15 protein-coding genes are annotated in these 15,483 nt (G+C 65.0%); 6 read left to right on the top strand and 9 right to left on the bottom strand.

Going from position 1 to position 15,483, the window contains the following annotated elements; genetic code table 11:
* Window positions 1–41: 41 nt before the first annotated feature.
* Both J8F10_RS18180 and J8F10_RS18175 read right to left on the bottom strand, forming a co-directional pair.
* Window positions 42–557, bottom strand: coding sequence for a hypothetical protein (locus J8F10_RS18180; RefSeq protein WP_210656018.1), 516 nt, complete (start codon window positions 555–557; stop codon window positions 42–44).
* Between the two features lie 14 nt (window positions 558–571).
* Complete coding sequence (locus tag J8F10_RS18175) at window positions 572–1,741, bottom strand: homogentisate 1,2-dioxygenase (protein ID WP_210656017.1); 1,170 nt, start codon at window positions 1,739–1,741, stop codon at window positions 572–574.
* Window positions 1,742–2,117: 376 nt separating this feature from the next.
* Here J8F10_RS18175 and J8F10_RS39050 point away from each other — a divergent pair, with 376 nt between their 5' ends.
* Entirely contained in the window at window positions 2,118–3,287 is a 1,170-nt protein-coding gene (locus J8F10_RS39050) for a transposase (protein ID WP_246522717.1), read from the top strand.
* Here J8F10_RS39050 and J8F10_RS18160 read toward each other — a convergent pair.
* The 5 genes from J8F10_RS18160 to J8F10_RS18140 form a co-directional block, all read right to left on the bottom strand.
* Entirely contained in the window at window positions 3,265–3,471 is a 207-nt protein-coding gene (locus J8F10_RS18160; RefSeq protein ID WP_210656015.1) for a hypothetical protein, read from the bottom strand. The genes J8F10_RS39050 and J8F10_RS18160 overlap by 23 nt on opposite strands.
* Window positions 3,468–4,181: a fumarylacetoacetate hydrolase family protein gene (locus tag J8F10_RS18155; protein ID WP_210656013.1), complete on the bottom strand. Its 714-nt coding sequence runs from the start codon at window positions 4,179–4,181 to the stop codon at window positions 3,468–3,470. The genes J8F10_RS18160 and J8F10_RS18155 overlap by 4 nt, the downstream gene beginning before the upstream one ends.
* Window positions 4,182–4,186: 5 nt before the next feature.
* Complete coding sequence (locus tag J8F10_RS18150; RefSeq protein WP_210656011.1) at window positions 4,187–4,756, bottom strand: Uma2 family endonuclease; 570 nt, start codon at window positions 4,754–4,756, stop codon at window positions 4,187–4,189.
* A gap of 9 nt (window positions 4,757–4,765) precedes the next feature.
* A complete protein-coding gene (gene hppD / locus J8F10_RS18145; protein WP_210656009.1) occupies window positions 4,766–5,866 on the bottom strand; it encodes a 4-hydroxyphenylpyruvate dioxygenase in 1,101 nt (366 codons plus the stop codon).
* 130 nt (window positions 5,867–5,996) lie between these two features.
* Complete coding sequence (locus J8F10_RS18140) at window positions 5,997–6,896, bottom strand: hypothetical protein (protein ID WP_210656007.1); 900 nt, start codon at window positions 6,894–6,896, stop codon at window positions 5,997–5,999.
* A gap of 154 nt (window positions 6,897–7,050) precedes the next feature.
* On the opposite strand from J8F10_RS18140, the gene J8F10_RS18135 reads away from it, so the two are divergent.
* The 3 genes from J8F10_RS18135 to pckA all read left to right on the top strand — a co-directional run bounded on the left by J8F10_RS18135 (window position 7,051) and on the right by pckA (window position 11,427).
* On the top strand, window positions 7,051–8,049 hold the full coding sequence (locus J8F10_RS18135; protein WP_210662016.1) for an NADPH:quinone reductase: 999 nt from the start codon (window positions 7,051–7,053) through the stop codon (window positions 8,047–8,049).
* A 144-nt stretch (window positions 8,050–8,193) separates the two neighbouring features.
* Complete coding sequence (locus J8F10_RS18130) at window positions 8,194–9,315, top strand: hypothetical protein (RefSeq protein ID WP_210656005.1); 1,122 nt, start codon at window positions 8,194–8,196, stop codon at window positions 9,313–9,315.
* A gap of 546 nt (window positions 9,316–9,861) precedes the next feature.
* On the top strand, window positions 9,862–11,427 hold the full coding sequence (gene pckA, locus J8F10_RS18125) for a phosphoenolpyruvate carboxykinase (ATP) (protein WP_210656003.1): 1,566 nt from the start codon (window positions 9,862–9,864) through the stop codon (window positions 11,425–11,427).
* Window positions 11,428–11,437: 10 nt separating this feature from the next.
* Here pckA and J8F10_RS18120 read toward each other — a convergent pair whose 3' ends face one another.
* Window positions 11,438–12,940, bottom strand: a complete 1,503-nt coding sequence (locus tag J8F10_RS18120; RefSeq protein WP_210656001.1) for a serine/threonine-protein kinase — start codon at window positions 12,938–12,940, stop codon at window positions 11,438–11,440.
* A gap of 14 nt (window positions 12,941–12,954) precedes the next feature.
* Window positions 12,955–13,443 (bottom strand): DinB family protein, encoded by a 489-nt coding sequence (locus J8F10_RS18115; RefSeq protein ID WP_210655999.1) that lies wholly within the window; start codon window positions 13,441–13,443, stop codon window positions 12,955–12,957.
* A gap of 138 nt (window positions 13,444–13,581) precedes the next feature.
* On the opposite strand from J8F10_RS18115, the gene J8F10_RS18110 reads away from it, so the two are divergent.
* Both J8F10_RS18110 and J8F10_RS18105 read left to right on the top strand, forming a co-directional pair.
* Window positions 13,582–14,454: an NAD(P)H-hydrate dehydratase gene (locus J8F10_RS18110; RefSeq protein WP_210655997.1), complete on the top strand. Its 873-nt coding sequence runs from the start codon at window positions 13,582–13,584 to the stop codon at window positions 14,452–14,454.
* An 8-nt stretch (window positions 14,455–14,462) separates the two neighbouring features.
* Window positions 14,463–15,467, top strand: a complete 1,005-nt coding sequence (locus J8F10_RS18105; protein ID WP_210655995.1) for a hypothetical protein — start codon at window positions 14,463–14,465, stop codon at window positions 15,465–15,467.
* The last annotated feature ends 16 nt before the right edge of the window (window positions 15,468–15,483 follow it).

The raw sequence follows: 15,483 nt of genomic DNA, 5'->3' as shown, positions 1-15,483 counted from the left end.
GCGAACCGCGAGTGTCAACGAGCGGGTGGAGTTTCTTCGGATTAGACGTCCACTTTCACCAGGGAGCAGCTCTTCGCGTGGCCCAGCCCGCGCTTCAAGATGGGGAACGTCTGACACAGCGCGATCGCGAGCGCGAGTTCTACCATTGCTTCTTCGCCGAACACCGATTGGAGCCGGTCGCGGTACTCGGCTTCATTTCCACTGTTCTCCGCGACTGCTTCGGTGAACCGGTACACGTCGCGCAGCGATTCGGGCAGCGCGTCCACATTTCCGAGGTACGCGGCCTTCAGGATGGCGGGTTCGACACCGTCGGCTTTGGCGAGGTTGATGACCGTTTGCACGCACGGGCCGCAATCCTGGTGGCGCACCGCGACCACGCGCGCGACGTGGAACGGGGCCGCCGGGAGCTTGCTGCGGTACGCGGAGGCTTGCGCGACCTTCGCGAACTTCCAGAACGCGCCCGGCGAGTGGTCGAGCATCTGCCGCAGGTAGTCGAGCGGTTCCCCGAGCTTCTTCTCGGCGGAGCGGATCTTCCAGCGCACCAGGAAACCGAGCATACAGGCGTCTCCGTTCAGTCCAGCCACGAGTACGGGTACTTCGGGTCATCGAGTTCCAGCGACTGTTTCGTTACGAACAGCGGGCGGAACGTGTCCACCATCACCGCGAGTTCATCCGTCCACTTCACGTCGCGGCTGGCGACGATGGTACCCGGGTGCGGCCCGTGCGGAATGCCGTGCGGGTGCAGTGTGAAGGATGCCTCTTCCACTCCGCGCCGACTGCCGAACTTCCCGCGCACGTAATACAGCACCTCGTCGCTTTCCACGTTGCTATGCGCATAGGGAACTTTGATCGCGTCCGGGTGCGTGTCGAGCATCCGCGGCGCGAACGTGCAGAGGACGAACCCGGGCGTCTCGAACGTGAGGTGGATCGGTGGCGGCTGGTGAATCGTGCCCGTAATCGGCTCGAAGTCGTCCGCGTTGAACGTGAACGGGTACACTTGGCCGTCCCACCCGATCACGTCGAACGGGTGGCTCGCGAGCACGTAACGCGACAACCGGGGGCCGTCCTTGATGACAACGGGCGTGTCTTTCTCTTCGTCGAGGACGAACAAGTCTGTGGGGCCGTGGAGGTCGCGTTCCGAGTAGGGGGCGCCGAGCCGGAGCTGGCCGTCGTGGTTGAGGTACTTCGCGGGGACGCTCACCTGGCCCGCCGATTCGACCACGAGGAGATCGGGCTGCGTGCCCGGGTCGAAATCGAACTTGTACGTCGTGCAGCGCGGGATCACGACGTAATCGAAGGGTTTGAACGGCAGCACGCCGAACGCAGTGAGTAACCGGCCCGCCCCTTTGTGAACGAAAATCACTTCGTCCGCGAGTGCGTTGCGGTACAGTTCTGCCTGTGGTTGCGCCGGTCGGCACCGCCACATGGTGACGTCTGCGTTCGTGAACATCGGCACGCGGCCCGTCACGGGATCGCCCTTCGTGGGCATCGTGCCGCTTTTCAGGTGGTGGTGCCGCAGAACCGCTTGCTCCGCGACGTCCACGGCGATCGTGCCGGCCGGTTCGATGTGCTTGACGCGCGTCGGTGGCTTGAGGTGGTACGCGATCGAGTGTGCGCGCGAAAAGCCCTGAGTGGTAATCACCTCTTCGTAGTAGATGCCCTCGCTCTTGAAGCCCGGCGAGGTGCGGTGCGCGGTGTGGCGCTTCTTGGGAACGCTGCCGCGGGAGAGATAGTGTGGCATGTCTGTCTGCCCTCGTCGTAAGGTCGTAAGGTCGCAAGTCGTAAGGTCCAAAGCATCTGCCGTTTCGGTCTTTGGATCTTACGACTTGCGACCTTACGGCTTTTGACTGAGAAGGGCCGCGTGGCCCAGAATCGTCGGCCCCGCTTTGAGCAGCGAGCACGTCGGCTTCCAGCCCCGTTCGACCCGCCGGGCGAGCAGTTCGTCCGCACTCGGGCGGTGATCCCAGACGGCGACCGCCGCCAGTTCACCGAATCACGACACGCCGAAGACGAGCCAGCGCGAATCCGGGAGCGGGACAGTAGTTTCAAGTGATTTGGCAGTGCCGCATGGGAGTTCCTAAGTTCAAGGTTCTCAGGCACTTGAACGGGAGCCTCCCATGCGACGTGGTTACTCTACGATCACCCCGGCGGTGGTCCACGCACTGACGCGCCGAACGTTGGAACGGGCCCTGGGTTGGACCGACTACAAGCGGTCGGTCACGCGCACCCAGTTGCTCGACCTGGTGCTGTTGATCGCGGGCACCACCCGCACGTTGTTCGCGGTAGTGACCCGGTACTTCGGGTTCTCCCACGAGACCGCGCGACAGGCGATGCACGCCAACCGGGGTTCCCGGGACCAACTCACGGCCCGGTTGGTGGATGCCCTTCACCAGGTGGCGGGGTTCACGCGCCGGGACCGGAGGCGCCGGTGGACGTGTGCCATCGATGTGCATTACGTCCCCTTTTATGGGGATCGCAGCACCCCGGGGATCATCGGCGGACCCAAGAAGGCCGGGACCTCGTTCTTTCACGCGTACGCCACCGGGGTACTGATTCACAAGCACCGGCGGTACACCGTGGGGCTGATGAGCGTGACGAAAGGAACCAAGCCGCACCAGCAGGTGCAGACCCTTCTGGACCAGGTGGCGGCCCGCGGGCTCACGGTCCGCGGGGTGGTTCTGGACGCCGGGTTCGACAGCGGGGAGACCCTGTTGCTGTTGCAGGAACGGAACCTGAGCTACACGGTCCCGATGCGCAAGAAGGGCACCGGTACCAACCGCCGCAACGCCAGCTACACCCAACCCCACGGCACCATCACCACCATGGAGTGGGTCACCGAGAAGAGCCGCAAGGCGGTATCGACTCGGGTGCTCGTGTGGCAACGGAAGGGCGAATCGCACGCCCGGGTGTACGCGTTCCGCGGGTGGGGCGATGCGACCGCCGTGTCGGAGGCGAACCGGGCTCGGTTGGGGCGCCGGCGGTACCGAGAGCGGTTCGGGATCGAGACCAGCTATCGGCAGAAGAACCAGGCCCGCGGGTGGACCACCAGCACCAACCCCGAGTACCGGTTGCTGCTCGAGGGCGTGGCCCTGCTGTTGCGCCAGGTGTGGGTGTACCTGACGCTCCGGATCGCTCGGGCACGCGGGCTCGCGCCGACCGCCTGGGTCGCCCAGTTCCCGTTGGCCGAGATGCTCGACTGGCTCACGCAACGGATCCGCTCACGATACCCACGCACACGATGTATTACCCTGCCACACAATACACTTACAACCAACGCAACGCCTTGAAACTACTGGGGAGGTACAGGTCGTAGCTGTACTCGTCCTGTTGCACGAGGTCGATGCCCGCGAACGGGATGCCGGCGCCGGGCGCCCACTTCAGAATCGCTTCGAGGTTCCGGAGCGGCGCGACCTGTTCGCCGAGTGCGGAATCGCGACTCACGAGTGCGGCGAAGTGTTCGGGGTACGTCATGTCGGGCGCTCCACAACGGGGTTCCACAAGATGCCGAGGCGCTCGATCGTGAGTTCGACCACATCGCCGGGCTTTAGCCAACCGCCCACGACTTCGGGTGTCAGTTCCAAAATGCAGCCGGTGCCGACGGTGCCACTGCCGATCACGTCGCCGGGCTTCAGTTCGGTGTCGCGACTCGCGTGGGCGAGGATTTGCGGCCACGTCCAGTACATGCTACCGCCGTTGCCGCGCGAATACTCTTTGCCATTAACGGTCGCGGTCATCTCGACGTGGAGTCGGCCGTCGCGGTAGACGTCGCGTAGTTCGGAAACCGGGACAATCCGTGGTCCGAGCGAGGTCGCGAAATCCTTGCTCTTGGACGGGCCGAGGCCGACGGCCATTTCCGCGCGCTGAATATCACGCGCGCTCCAGTCGTTCATGATGGTGAACCCCGCGAGGCACTCCAACGCGGAGTCATCAGCGGGTAGGTCGCGGGCCGGTTTCCCGACGACGCACGCGAGTTCCAGTTCGTAATCGAGCGCTGCGCTCCCTTTGGGTGCCCAGACCGGGTCGCCGTTGCTGATGATCGCGACCGGGTTCGAGAAATAGAAGACGGGCACCTGATACCACTGCGGCACCATGTCCAGCCCGCGGTGCCCGCGGCACGTCTTCACGTGCTGCTCGAAAGCGTAGAAGTCTCTCAGTGACGCGACGGGGAAGGGAGCGGTCATGAGCGTTACTCGAAGATTTCGGCGACTTGGCACACGAAGCCGGGCAGGTCGGCGCCGCCGGGTAGTTCCTGAGAGCGTGTGTACATAACGGGTTCGGCATTCGCTCGGTGAACGGTCACCGCCTCCGTAGTGGTGTCCACAATCCAGACTTGTTTCACACCGCAGTCGAGGTACTCCTCAATGGAGTTGACGATGTCTTGGTGCTTGTCGTTGGGGGACAATACTTCGACCGCGAGCAGCGGCGCGCCGTCCACGAACGTCGATTTCTTCTTTACTGCCGCGGCTTGTTCCGGGGTCGCGAGTGCGACATCAATTCCGACATTCGTTTCCGGATCTTGACGGATCCGGAAGTACGCCTCGCCGCCGTAGAGCTTCCCGCGAGGCTTTGGTTGTTTGGCGAGCCAAATACCAAGCAGTACGCCGATGGTCATTACCGCGGCGGCGTGGTTCGGGTTGCGTTTAGTCACTTTGCTTTCTCGAAGTTCGCCCTGGAACAGCCAGCGATCTACCTTCTTGCTCGGCGGTAGTGCGAACAAGTCGGCGCTTGTTAGGCGCTTGGTTGTTGTGTTGCTCACGATCATGCCTCACAGAGTGCCACGCAACTCCTGTTCGCGCTCGATCGCCGCGAACAGTGCCTTGAAGTTGCCCTTGCCGAAGCTCTTCGATCCGCGGCGCTGGATCACCTCGAAGAACAGCGTCGGGCGGTCCGCGACCGGCTTCGTGAAGATCTGCAGCATGTAGCCCTCGTCGTCCTTGTCCACGAGGATGCCGAGTTCCGCCAGTTCGTTCAGGTCTTCTTTGATGTTGCCGATGCGGGCGGTGAGGTCGTCGTAGTACGTGCGCGGGACGCGGAGGAACGACACGTCATTCGCCCGCATCGCGCGGACCGTCTTCACGATGTCGCCCGTGATGAGCGCGATGTGCTGCACCCCGGGGCCGCCGTAATACTGGAGGTACTCGTCGATCTGGCTGCGGCGCTTCGCCTGGGCCGGCTCGTTGATCGGGAACTTCACACGGCCCGTGCCGTTCTGCACCACCTTCGACATGAGCGCCGAGTATTCCGTGCTGATGTCCTTGTCGTCGAACGACACGAGCTGGTTGAAGCCGAGCACCTTGCGGTAGAACTCGACCCACTCGTTCATCTTCCCCTCTTCGACGTTCGCGACGATGTGGTCGATGGCCGCGAACCCGACCGGGCGCGCGGTGCTCGGGTGGTAGCGCTCCGGGGCGATCGGGTGGAAGCCCGGCGCGAACACGCCGCGGTACCGGTCGCGGTTGACGAACGTGTGCGTGGTGTCGCCATACGCCTGGATGCTCGCGGTCTCGAACACGCCGTGCTCGTCTTCGAGGGCCTCCGGCGCCCTCACGCCGGTAGCGCCGCGCTTCAGGGCTTCGTCGTAGGCGGCCCGCACGTCGGGGACGTCGAGCGCGATGTCCATCACGCCGTCGCCGTGCGTGACGAGGCGCTGGCTCTCCGGGTGCTTGTCCGAGAGCGGCGAGGTCAGCACGAACGTGATTTCGCCCTGCTTCAGCACGTACCCGGCTTCGTGCTTCACCTTCGTTTCGAGGCCGGCGTAGGCGACGACGTCGAACCCGAATGCGTTGCGGTAGAAGAACGCGCTCTGGCGCGCGTTGCCGACGAAGAACCGCACGTGGTCGATCTTGCGAAGGGGAATGTCTGTCATGAGTTAATCCAAAGAGGGTTCACCGCAGGGGGCACGAGAGGGCGCGGAGAGAACATCAGCAGAGTTCGAGAGTACCGCGCGGTACTTCTCTCTACGCCCCCGAGCGCCCTCTGCGGTGAAATAGCTTTGTTTACAGCGCCGAGATACCGAACCGGCGCACAAGTGACTCCAGTTCCCGGCGCAGAAATGGTAGCGACGGGGCAATGAAGAAGTCTTTCTGCATCTGCGACGGGTCGTAGTCCGTGGCGATTACGGTCTCCGTGACGAACGGTCGCCGGGCCGCGTTCGGCGAAAACAGCGCGTGCGGGATCTCGCCCGTACTCGAAAGGATACCCGCGCCGAACACCTTCGTTTCACCGCGCTCCTCGATCAGCCCGAACTCGATGCTGAACCAGCTAAAGCGCTTCAGCGCGAGCACCTGTTCGCCGTGCGGCGTGGTGGCCGCGGCCTTCCCGATGAGCGTGAGCAGCTCCGCGTAGTCCTGGTTCATCAGCGGGGGGACGTGTCCCAGACAGTCGTGGATCATGTCCGGTTCCGGCGTGAACTCGGGGTGCGACCCGTGCCGGATAAATTGCGTGACGGGGAACCCGCGCCGGGCGATGTATTCGTAAAACGTGCGGTACGGGAGCGCCCCCTCCGCGGGGACGAGGTGCATGTTCGTCTCGCGCTGCACGCGCTCGCTCAGGGTCTTCAGTTGCGGGATCTCGGCCTGCGTGATCGCGAGATCGTCCTTCGCACGCAAGTAAATCTCGCAAGCGTACTTGCGGTGCAGTTCGTCGAGCTTCGGTGAGACCTCGCGCCAGATCCGCGTTTCTTCGGGCGTGTACGCCACGAACGGCGGCCCCAGCTTTTCGAGCCGGTGCTTGCGGGTGAGCGCGAACAGTTCTTTCCGCCGGGCGATGTATTCCGCGTCGTGTTCGCCGGGGTGCCCGGGTTCGAGCTCCAGTTCGGTCGTGTCGAGCGGTTCGACCATCTGGTGCGCGTCGATGACCGCGCCGTACTCGACGAGCGTGTTCGGTGGTTCGTTCATGGCTGCACCTCGCGAACTGGCAGACGTGATGTGCGAAGGGGCACCCGTGACCGCAGTGCCCCCGGTCTTTATGCTATCGGAGCGCGGGGATTTCTTCGCCCCCAGCTTCTGCCAACGTCGGTACGCTTCTTCTTCCAAACAGACGGGCCGAACTATGAAAGCCGCGTTCTTCGACACGACCGGAACGCCCGACGTGATCCGCGTCGGTGACCTGCCCGCCCCGGAACCCAAAGAGGGCGAGATCCTGGTGCGGGTGACGGTCGCGGCCATCAACCCACTCGATACGTACATTCGCGGCGGACTCGCGCCCATGCCGTTCCCCAAGCCCGCGATTACCGGGACCGACTTCGCCGGCGTCGTCGAGGCCGTGGGGTCGGGCGTGACGCGGTTCAAACCGGGCGCTCGCGTGTGGGGGAGCAACCAGGGAGTGCTCGGCCGACAGGGGACTTGCGCGGAGTTCGTGTGTACCGATGAGAAGTGGGCGTACCCCATCGCGGAAGGTGTTTCGGACGAACAGGCCGCGGCCGCGGCCCTTACCGGGATCACCGCACACCTGGGGCTGTTTCACCGCGCGAAGCTGCAGGCCAAGGAGTTCGTGTTCGTCAACGGCGGGACCGGTGGCGTCGGATCAATGGTCGTTCAGATGGCGAAGGCGGTCGGGGCACGGGTCGTTTGCACCGTCGGGAGTGATGAGAAAGCACAAATCGCGCGTGAACTCGGGGCCGACTGGGTCGTCAATTATAAAGCCGAAGACGTTGGGGCGCGCCTGAAAGAGATTACGGGCGGTGCGGGCGTTGATGTGTGGTTCGAGACGCTCCCGCCCTCGGACCTCGACAAGACCGTGGAGGCGATGGCCCCGCGCGGGCGCGTTGTTGTCATGGCGGGGCGCGCTGCGCGTCCGGTGTTCCCGAACGGACCCTTCTACGTGAAGGGATTGTCGCTGCTCGGGTTCGCGATGTTCAACATGACCACGACGGAACAGCAGACCTGTGCAGATGATATGGCTCGGTGGATGGCCAAAGGCGTGGTGAAGGCACTTGTCGGTGCGCGGTTCCCACTGGCGGAAACGGCACGGGCACACCAGTTGCAGGAGGACAACACGATCCGTAAGGCGGGGACGCTTTCGGGGAAAATCGTGATTTCGCCAACGTGACCCGAGATTGAATCGTTGGTCGGGTGCTGCGAGAATAAAACCAAGACACGAAAATTGTGTAAGATTGGCCCTACTTAAACGAATTACCGTTAGCGTGCGACGGAGCCGCCGCCTTCACTCCTCGGGTCAACGAACGGTGCTACTATGATCCGGCTCACGGCTCTTATCATCCTCGGCAGTGCGGGTTTAGCATTCAGCCCCGCAACGGCCTCCGCGCAGTTTGGTCCGCGCCCCTCCGGTTTCGGACCGGTGCCGGTCATCGTGCCGTCGTTCAACCCGTTCTTCTACGTGCCACAGTACCGCTATCAGAGCAACACGTTCCTGAACCTGCAGGGGCCACTCGGAACCACGACTCTATCCACCAGTCGTTACTATTACGGTGTGAACCCGGTTTGGTCGGTGGCGCCCGCGTACCCGGCGATCTACTCCCAGGCCGTGGGTTCCTCGTACAGCACAATGGGCGTGCGCCCGAACGTCGCACTGGAAGCGCAACGCGACCTGATGCGTGCCCAGCGTGCGATGTCGGCACAGGTGCCCCCAGCTACCTCGAAGGCGGTTGTCGGCGAGAAGCCGGTCGCGCCCGCTGTGATCGAAAGCAGCTCACCGATGCCCGAAGGGTTCCCGGCCCTTACCCCGGCCGAACGAGCCCGGGTGCTGTCCGGTGAGGCGCTTAACGAACTGCTCGCGGCGATCGTGAAGGCTGAGGCGAAGGCCGGGGCGCGGTCGTCCGCGTTCGTGCCGAACATGCTGCTCGATGATGTGCGGTTCGGCGGTTCGGACGCGGCCGACACGCTGAATCTCGCGCGGCGTGCGACCAGCTTGGATTTCCCGGCTGCGTTCGACAACGCGGCTCTGAAAGACGACCGCATCGCTCTGACCCGGGACTTCGCAGCGGTGACCGAGCGACTGCAAGCAGGCAAGGCCGTGGACCCGACCAAGCGAGATCAGTTTGAAGTGACGCTCCAGAAAGCGGAAGCCGCGCTCGCTTCGATCGTGAAGACTCTGCCCGCGGACGACGCGACCGCTGCGAACCGGTTCCTGGGACAAATGACGGGGGCGCTGAAAGTCATGAAGACCGAAGCGGCGACCGGCCTGATCGACCCGAAGTGGGCCTCCGAGGGCACGACCGTCGCGGACCTCGTGAAGCACATGACGCGGTTCAAAGTGCAGTTCGCCGCTGCGACCACCGGGAACGAAGAAGCGTACCTGACGCTGCACCGCAACTTCGCGAGCTACCTGTTCTTCCTCACGCAACCGAAGAAGTAAGGGGCGAGCGGTCCGGCACCTTTCGTAACCGGCAGTGGGGCCGGGGCTCCACTGAGGGTGCCCCGGCCCCACTGCCGGTTGCAGAAACTGCTCAACGTCAATCACGTTAGTCGCGTTCCAGGATCGTAGCGGGTTGGGCGAGCCGTGACCGCAAGAGCGCGGCGCGCGTGGACGCCTGATCCCGGTACACCATGAGTGTTGCGGGCAAACGAGCCGCGACCGCCAGGGAGCGGGGCGCGGCTCCCCGAGTTACCATGAGATCACTTGAGTGCGGTGGTGTCTCCCGCTCCCTGGCGGTCGCGGCTCGTTACAAGGCGCGGCTCCCGAGTTCTCTTGAGGTCAGCAGTAAACAAAAAGATCGCGTCCATCGCACTCGCGAACAACGCGCTCCTGCTGACTGCGAACCGGCAGCACTTCCAGTACCCCTCCAACTTTCGGGTCAAAAATGGGATCGGCGCACACCGCGGCGCGTCACGTGCCCGCCGCCGGGCGTTCGGCTATAATGCCGTTCTGCCCCGGCGAATCGTAGGGGCACGGAGGGTCGCCATGTCGTCTCCTGTCGAATCCGCTCTCGACGAATCGCGCACATTTGATCCGGCTCCCCTCGGTATCGGGCACCCCGGGCGCGTCTGGGCGAATCTTTCCGCCGCGGCCCTGACCGAGCACGCCGTGCGGCGCGAAGAGGCGCTGCTCACGGACCTGGGCGCGGTCGCCGCGTACACGGGGAAGCGGACGGGGCGCTCGCCGAAGGACAAGTTCACCGTCCGGGAGCCGCTCGTCGCGGATCAGATCGACTGGACCGCGAACCAGCCGATGGCGCCGGAGACGTTCGCGCGGCTCCGCGACCTCACTCGCGCGTACTTCCAGAACCGCGAACTGTTCGTCTTCGACGGGTTCGCCGGGGCCGATCCGGAGCACCGGTTGCCGATCCGCGTCGTGACCGAGAAGGCGTGGCACTCGCTCTTCGCGCGCTGCCTGTTCTTGCGCCCGACCCCCGAACAACTGCAAGGATTCGAGCCTGAATGGACGATCCTGCACGCCTGTGATTTCCACGCGGACCCGGCCCGGGACGGCTCCAAGTCCGAGACGTGCCTCGCGATCAGCTTCGAGCAGAAACTGGTGATCGCGTGCGGCACGCACTACGCCGGCGAGATCAAGAAGTCCGTGTTCACCGTGATGAACTACCTGCTGCCGCAGAAGGGGGTGCTCTCGATGCACTGCTCGGCCAACGTGGGGCGGGGCGGGGACGTCGCGCTCTTCTTCGGGCTGTCCGGAACGGGCAAGACCACGCTCAGCGCCGACCCCGAGCGCCGGCTGATCGGGGACGACGAGCACGGCTGGTCCGGGACCGGTGTCTTCAACATCGAGGGCGGCTGTTACGCGAAGACCATCAAGCTCTCGGCCGCGGGCGAGCCGCAAATCTGGAACGCGCTGCGGTTCGGGTGCGTGCTGGAAAACGTGCCGATCGACCCGCTGTCGCGCGTGCCGGATTTCGACAGCAAGCAGTACACCGAGAACACCCGGGCCGCGTACCCGGTGGACTTCATCCCCGGGTGCGAGCTGTCCGGTACCGGCGGGCACCCGAAGAACGTGTTCTTCCTGACGTGCGATGCGTTCGGGGTGCTCCCGCCGCTCGCGCGCCTCACGCCCGATCAGGCGGTGGAATACTTCCTGTGCGGGTACACCGCGAAGATCCCCGGCACGGAGGTCGGCGTCACGGAACCGGCGCCGGAGTTCAGCACGTGCTTCGCGAAGCCGTTCCTGCCGCTCCCGCCGAAGCGCTACGCGAGCATGCTTAAAGAGAAACTGGAGCGCCACAACGCCCCGGTGTGGCTGGTGAACACCGGTTGGACCGGCGGGCCGTTCGGCGTCGGCAAGCGGATGAGCCTCCCGCACACGCGCGCCCTTTTGCGCGCCGCGCTCACGGGGGAACTGAAGGACGTGCCGTTCAGCCCGGACCCGGTGTTCAATCTGGCGATCCCCGCGGCGTGCCCCGGCGTGCCCGACACCGTGCTGCGCCCCCGCGATGCGTGGGCGGACAAGGCCGCTTACGACGCGAAGGCGAAGGAACTCGCCGCGCGCTTCAAGTCCGAGTTCCAGAAATACACGTGAGGGCTTCGGTTCAAGTCGCGCGGGCCAATCGCCGGAGGCGCCAGCCGAACAGCGCGAGGATCGCGGCCCACGTCACGCCGAACATGAGTGGCGCGAACGGGAGCGCGGCCGCCATGAGGAACGACAGGAGTATGAACAGCACCCCGAAGCCGTAGCACCAGCCCCAGAACACGCTCCCCAGCGCGAAGAACGTGAGCGCGGCGAGCGTCGCGAAGAGCTGGTACATCATCGGCTCGACGCCGTTGTTGACGCCCCACCCGGAACTGAATCGCAGGGCCAGCGAGCCGCCGAAGCACGCGACCGCGTAGCCGCAGGTGATCGACCACAGTTGTCGCTCGGCCGCCGTGCGCGGGAGCACGTGCCCCCGGCGGGCGACCCACACGATTGCCACGTACAGCGCCAACCGAATGTACTGGGTGATCGCCCCGACCCACGACGGCAAATAGTCCAGGGTGACAATGGTTTGGAGGCCGTCCACCAGCAGCGTGACGATTGCGAACCCGAACAGTACCGATGCGTAGCCGGTGAATTCTGCGTCCTTGCCCGTCCGGTCCAGTGCCCCGACCATTTTGCCGAACACGCCCGTGGTGCGGGCCTCGACCGGTTCGCCGTTCAGGAACCGGCGCAGGTCGTCGGCGAGATCCTCGGCCGTCGCGTATCGCGCGTGCGGTTCCTTGCGGAGGCACTTCAGGCAGATCGCTTCCAAATCGCGCGGGACACTCGGGACGAACTGGCGAACCGGTTGCGGCTCGTTCTCGACCACTTTGACGAGGAGGCTCACCGTGTCATCGGCCGTGAACGGCGTGCGCCCGGTCAGGCACTCGTAGAGGATGGCGCCGAGGGCGTAGATGTCGGCCGCGGGGCCGACGAACTTGGTTCGCCCCGCGGCCTGTTCCGGGGCCATGTAGTGCGGCGTACCCATCACCGCGCCGGTTTGGGTGAGGTCGGTGCGCCCGCCGCGTTTGGCGAGCCCGAAGTCGGTCACTTTTGGTAACTCGTCGTCGCCCAGTAGCACGTTTTGGGGCTTGATGTCGCGGTGAACGATACCCAAATCGTGTGCCGCTTGAACGCCCCGCGCGACTTGCTCCACGAGGGTCGCCGCGCTCGCGGGGGCGAGCCGACTACTCTTCCGAATCAGGTCCACCAGCGACCCGCCGCCGAGGTACTCCATCGCGAAGTACGGGCGCGCGGCACACTGTCCGAAGTCGTACACTTGCACGACGTGCGGGTGGCGTACCGCGGCAACGGCCTCGGCTTCGGCCAGGAAACGGGCCAGTTCGTGTTGCTCGGCGTAGGCCCCGCCGGGCAGCATCTTCAGCGCAACGATCCGGTTCAGACTGATCTGGCGCACCTTGTAAACCACCCCCATCCCACCCCGACCGAGTTCGCTAATGATCTCGTACCCGGGCACGTCCACGGCGCCGGCGAGCATCGCGGGTGCGGCGACCTGCGCAATGGTCGCGTCGCCGTCGGGGGCGGTCGGGCGCGCCGGGGGATCGGGAGTGGGTGTCATGGGCGCGCGGGGAGTTATACGGCGGGCGGTTTGCCCAGACTGCGGCGGATCGTCGAGAGTTGGCCGCAGTGCATGGTGAAGTGCATCGCGCCGAACAGCACGGCCTCGCCGTAATTGGTGGCGAAGCGGCTGGGGTTCGCGGGCGGGTTCGTGAGCGCTTCCGCGGGAAGCGTTCGCGCCGCTCCGATGAGCTTGTCCACGCAGTCGTCGAGCAGTTTCAACAGATCGCCTTTGGTACCCAGTTCGGTCTGCGTTCCGGCGGCTTTCTTTGTTACGCTGAACCGCCCGATGAATTCTTCCGTCAGCGCCGGTAAGTCGGTCGCGCCGAGCCGCTCCGCCGTTCGGCGCGCGGTGACGGCGAGGTGCCCGACGATCCACGCGGCCGAGTTCGTTCCGGGAACCGGCTGGTGCGCGAACTCGGGGGCCGTGAGGTCGTCCGTCATCGTATGGACCATGTGTAGGCCCATCCGGTACCCACTGGCGAGCAGGTCGTTGGGTGACATCGGCACCTCCGAGTTGTGAATCGCGCTGTGGAACGGGAATACCGAATAGCATAGCGTTCCTTTCCTGTGAGGGGCCGGCGCCCAATGTCCGCGGGTCGGTCGGAACGGTATAACCCTATGTGGGTGCGGAGGATGGCGATGAGCGAGACGGTGCGCAACGTTCCCCAACTGCCGCGGCGCGCCCACGACGGGCACAAGGGGACTTACGGCAAGGTGCTGGTGGTCGCCGGGAGCCGCGGGATGAGTGGCGCTGCGGTTCTGTGCGGGCGCGCCGCCCTTCGCAGTGGTGCGGGCGTGGTACAGGTCGCGTGCCCGGCCGACGTGCAACCCGTCGTTGCGACCGCGTACCCCGGGTACACCACGCTCCCCATTCGCCAGCACGCGGACGGCACGTTCGGCGACGGTGCGGCGGGGGAGCTGGTCGAACTGGCGCGTGCGGCAGACGTAATTGCCATCGGGCCGGGGTTGGGACGCAGCGACGCGACTGTTGCCTTCGTGCGCCGGGTACTCGCGGACCTACCCAGCGCTACCGTGGTGCTCGACGCGGACGGACTGTTCGCGGTGTCGCCGTTTCGCGACGACTTCACGAACCGAACCACGACTCTCGTAATGACCCCGCACTCGGGAGAGTTCGCCCGGCTCACGGGAAAACCGGCGCCGGCGACCGACCGCGAGCGCGAAGACGAAGCCGTTGACTTCGCGTCGCGTTTCGGCGGCGTGATGCTGCTCAAGGGGGCCGGGACGGTCGTGACCGACGGCACGAACGTATACCGCAATACGACGGGCAACCCGGGCATGGCGACCGGCGGGAGCGGCGACGTGCTCTCGGGAATCATTGCCGCACTTATCGGTCAGGGGTTGGGCGCGTTCGATGCGGCGGTTCTGGGCGCGTGGGTTCACGGCCGGGCCGGTGACCTCGGCGCCGCCGTGCTCGGACAAACCGCGCTCAACGCGACCGACCTGCTCGATTATCTCCCGGCGGCGTTCAAAGAGCTCGAAACACACTGGTAGGAGCGGATATGCGGTTGATTTGCCCGCACTGCATGAGCGGCGTGACCGTGGCCGACGATACGGCCGGCAAAGAGGCGACGTGCCCGAACTGCGGTCGTTCGTTCCCCACGCCCGCGCGGTACTCCGCCGCGGTCGTACCCGAAGCGGCCGCAGCAATCGCGAGTGCGGCGGCTTCGGCCCCTCCGGGATCGACCCCGCCGGCGCCTCCGCCCATCCCCGCGTCGGCATCGGCTTCGGCCCCGCCCCCGGGATTCGTTCCGCCGGCGCCGCCGACGCCCGACGGGTTCCTCCCGTCGTCCGCCGCTGCGCCCGCGCTCGCGGGATATACGCACGCACGCGGGATCACCATTTCGCCGAAGGTGGTCGCGTGGCTCCCGGCCGCCCTGCTGACAGTAGTGTTCGTGCTCACGTTCTTCCCGTGGGTGGGGAGTTACCTGGGGGGCTCCGCGGTTTATTCACAGCGGCCGTGGGGGGCGATGTTTGGTGGGTCGCCGAGCCGGAACTACCAGCTCGAAGAAGCGGGAGCAATTCCTGGCAGTTGGATCGACAAGATGCACGGTGACTGGCCACTGCTCTTACCGTTCTTCTTGTTTCTTTTGACCGGGTTGTCTTTTGCCTGGGCCGAGCGTGGGCTGAGCTCATTTGACCCACGAAAGGTGCCCCCGCTCGCAAAACTGTGGCCCTGGCGCAACGCGATTGTTTTGGCGTGCGCTACGTTCGCGCTCCTCTTCGCGCTGTGGCAAGTTGCGAACGGCTTTGGTATGGAACGCGCTATCCAGAAACAAATTTCGGAACAGTTTGCTGCGGCCCGTGAGAAAGAGACCAGCCCGGCCAAGTTGGATGCGCTGAAGTACAAGGAAGAGCAAGCGTATAACGCTTACAACGTCGAGCGGACGTCGTGGTTGTATCTCGCGCTCCTGTGCAACGCACTTGCGGTTGGGGCTACCGTCACGCGCATCGTGCTCGACAAACGCGGCAACAAGCCGGCGCCGAAGATTCTGTTGCACTACTGACCCCAGAGTTCCAGAG

Origin of the sequence: Gemmata palustris (assembly GCF_017939745.1) — a bacterium.
Taxonomy (GTDB): Bacteria; Planctomycetota; Planctomycetia; order Gemmatales; family Gemmataceae; genus Gemmata; species Gemmata palustris.
This window is presented reverse-complemented; position numbering and strand designations above follow the sequence as displayed.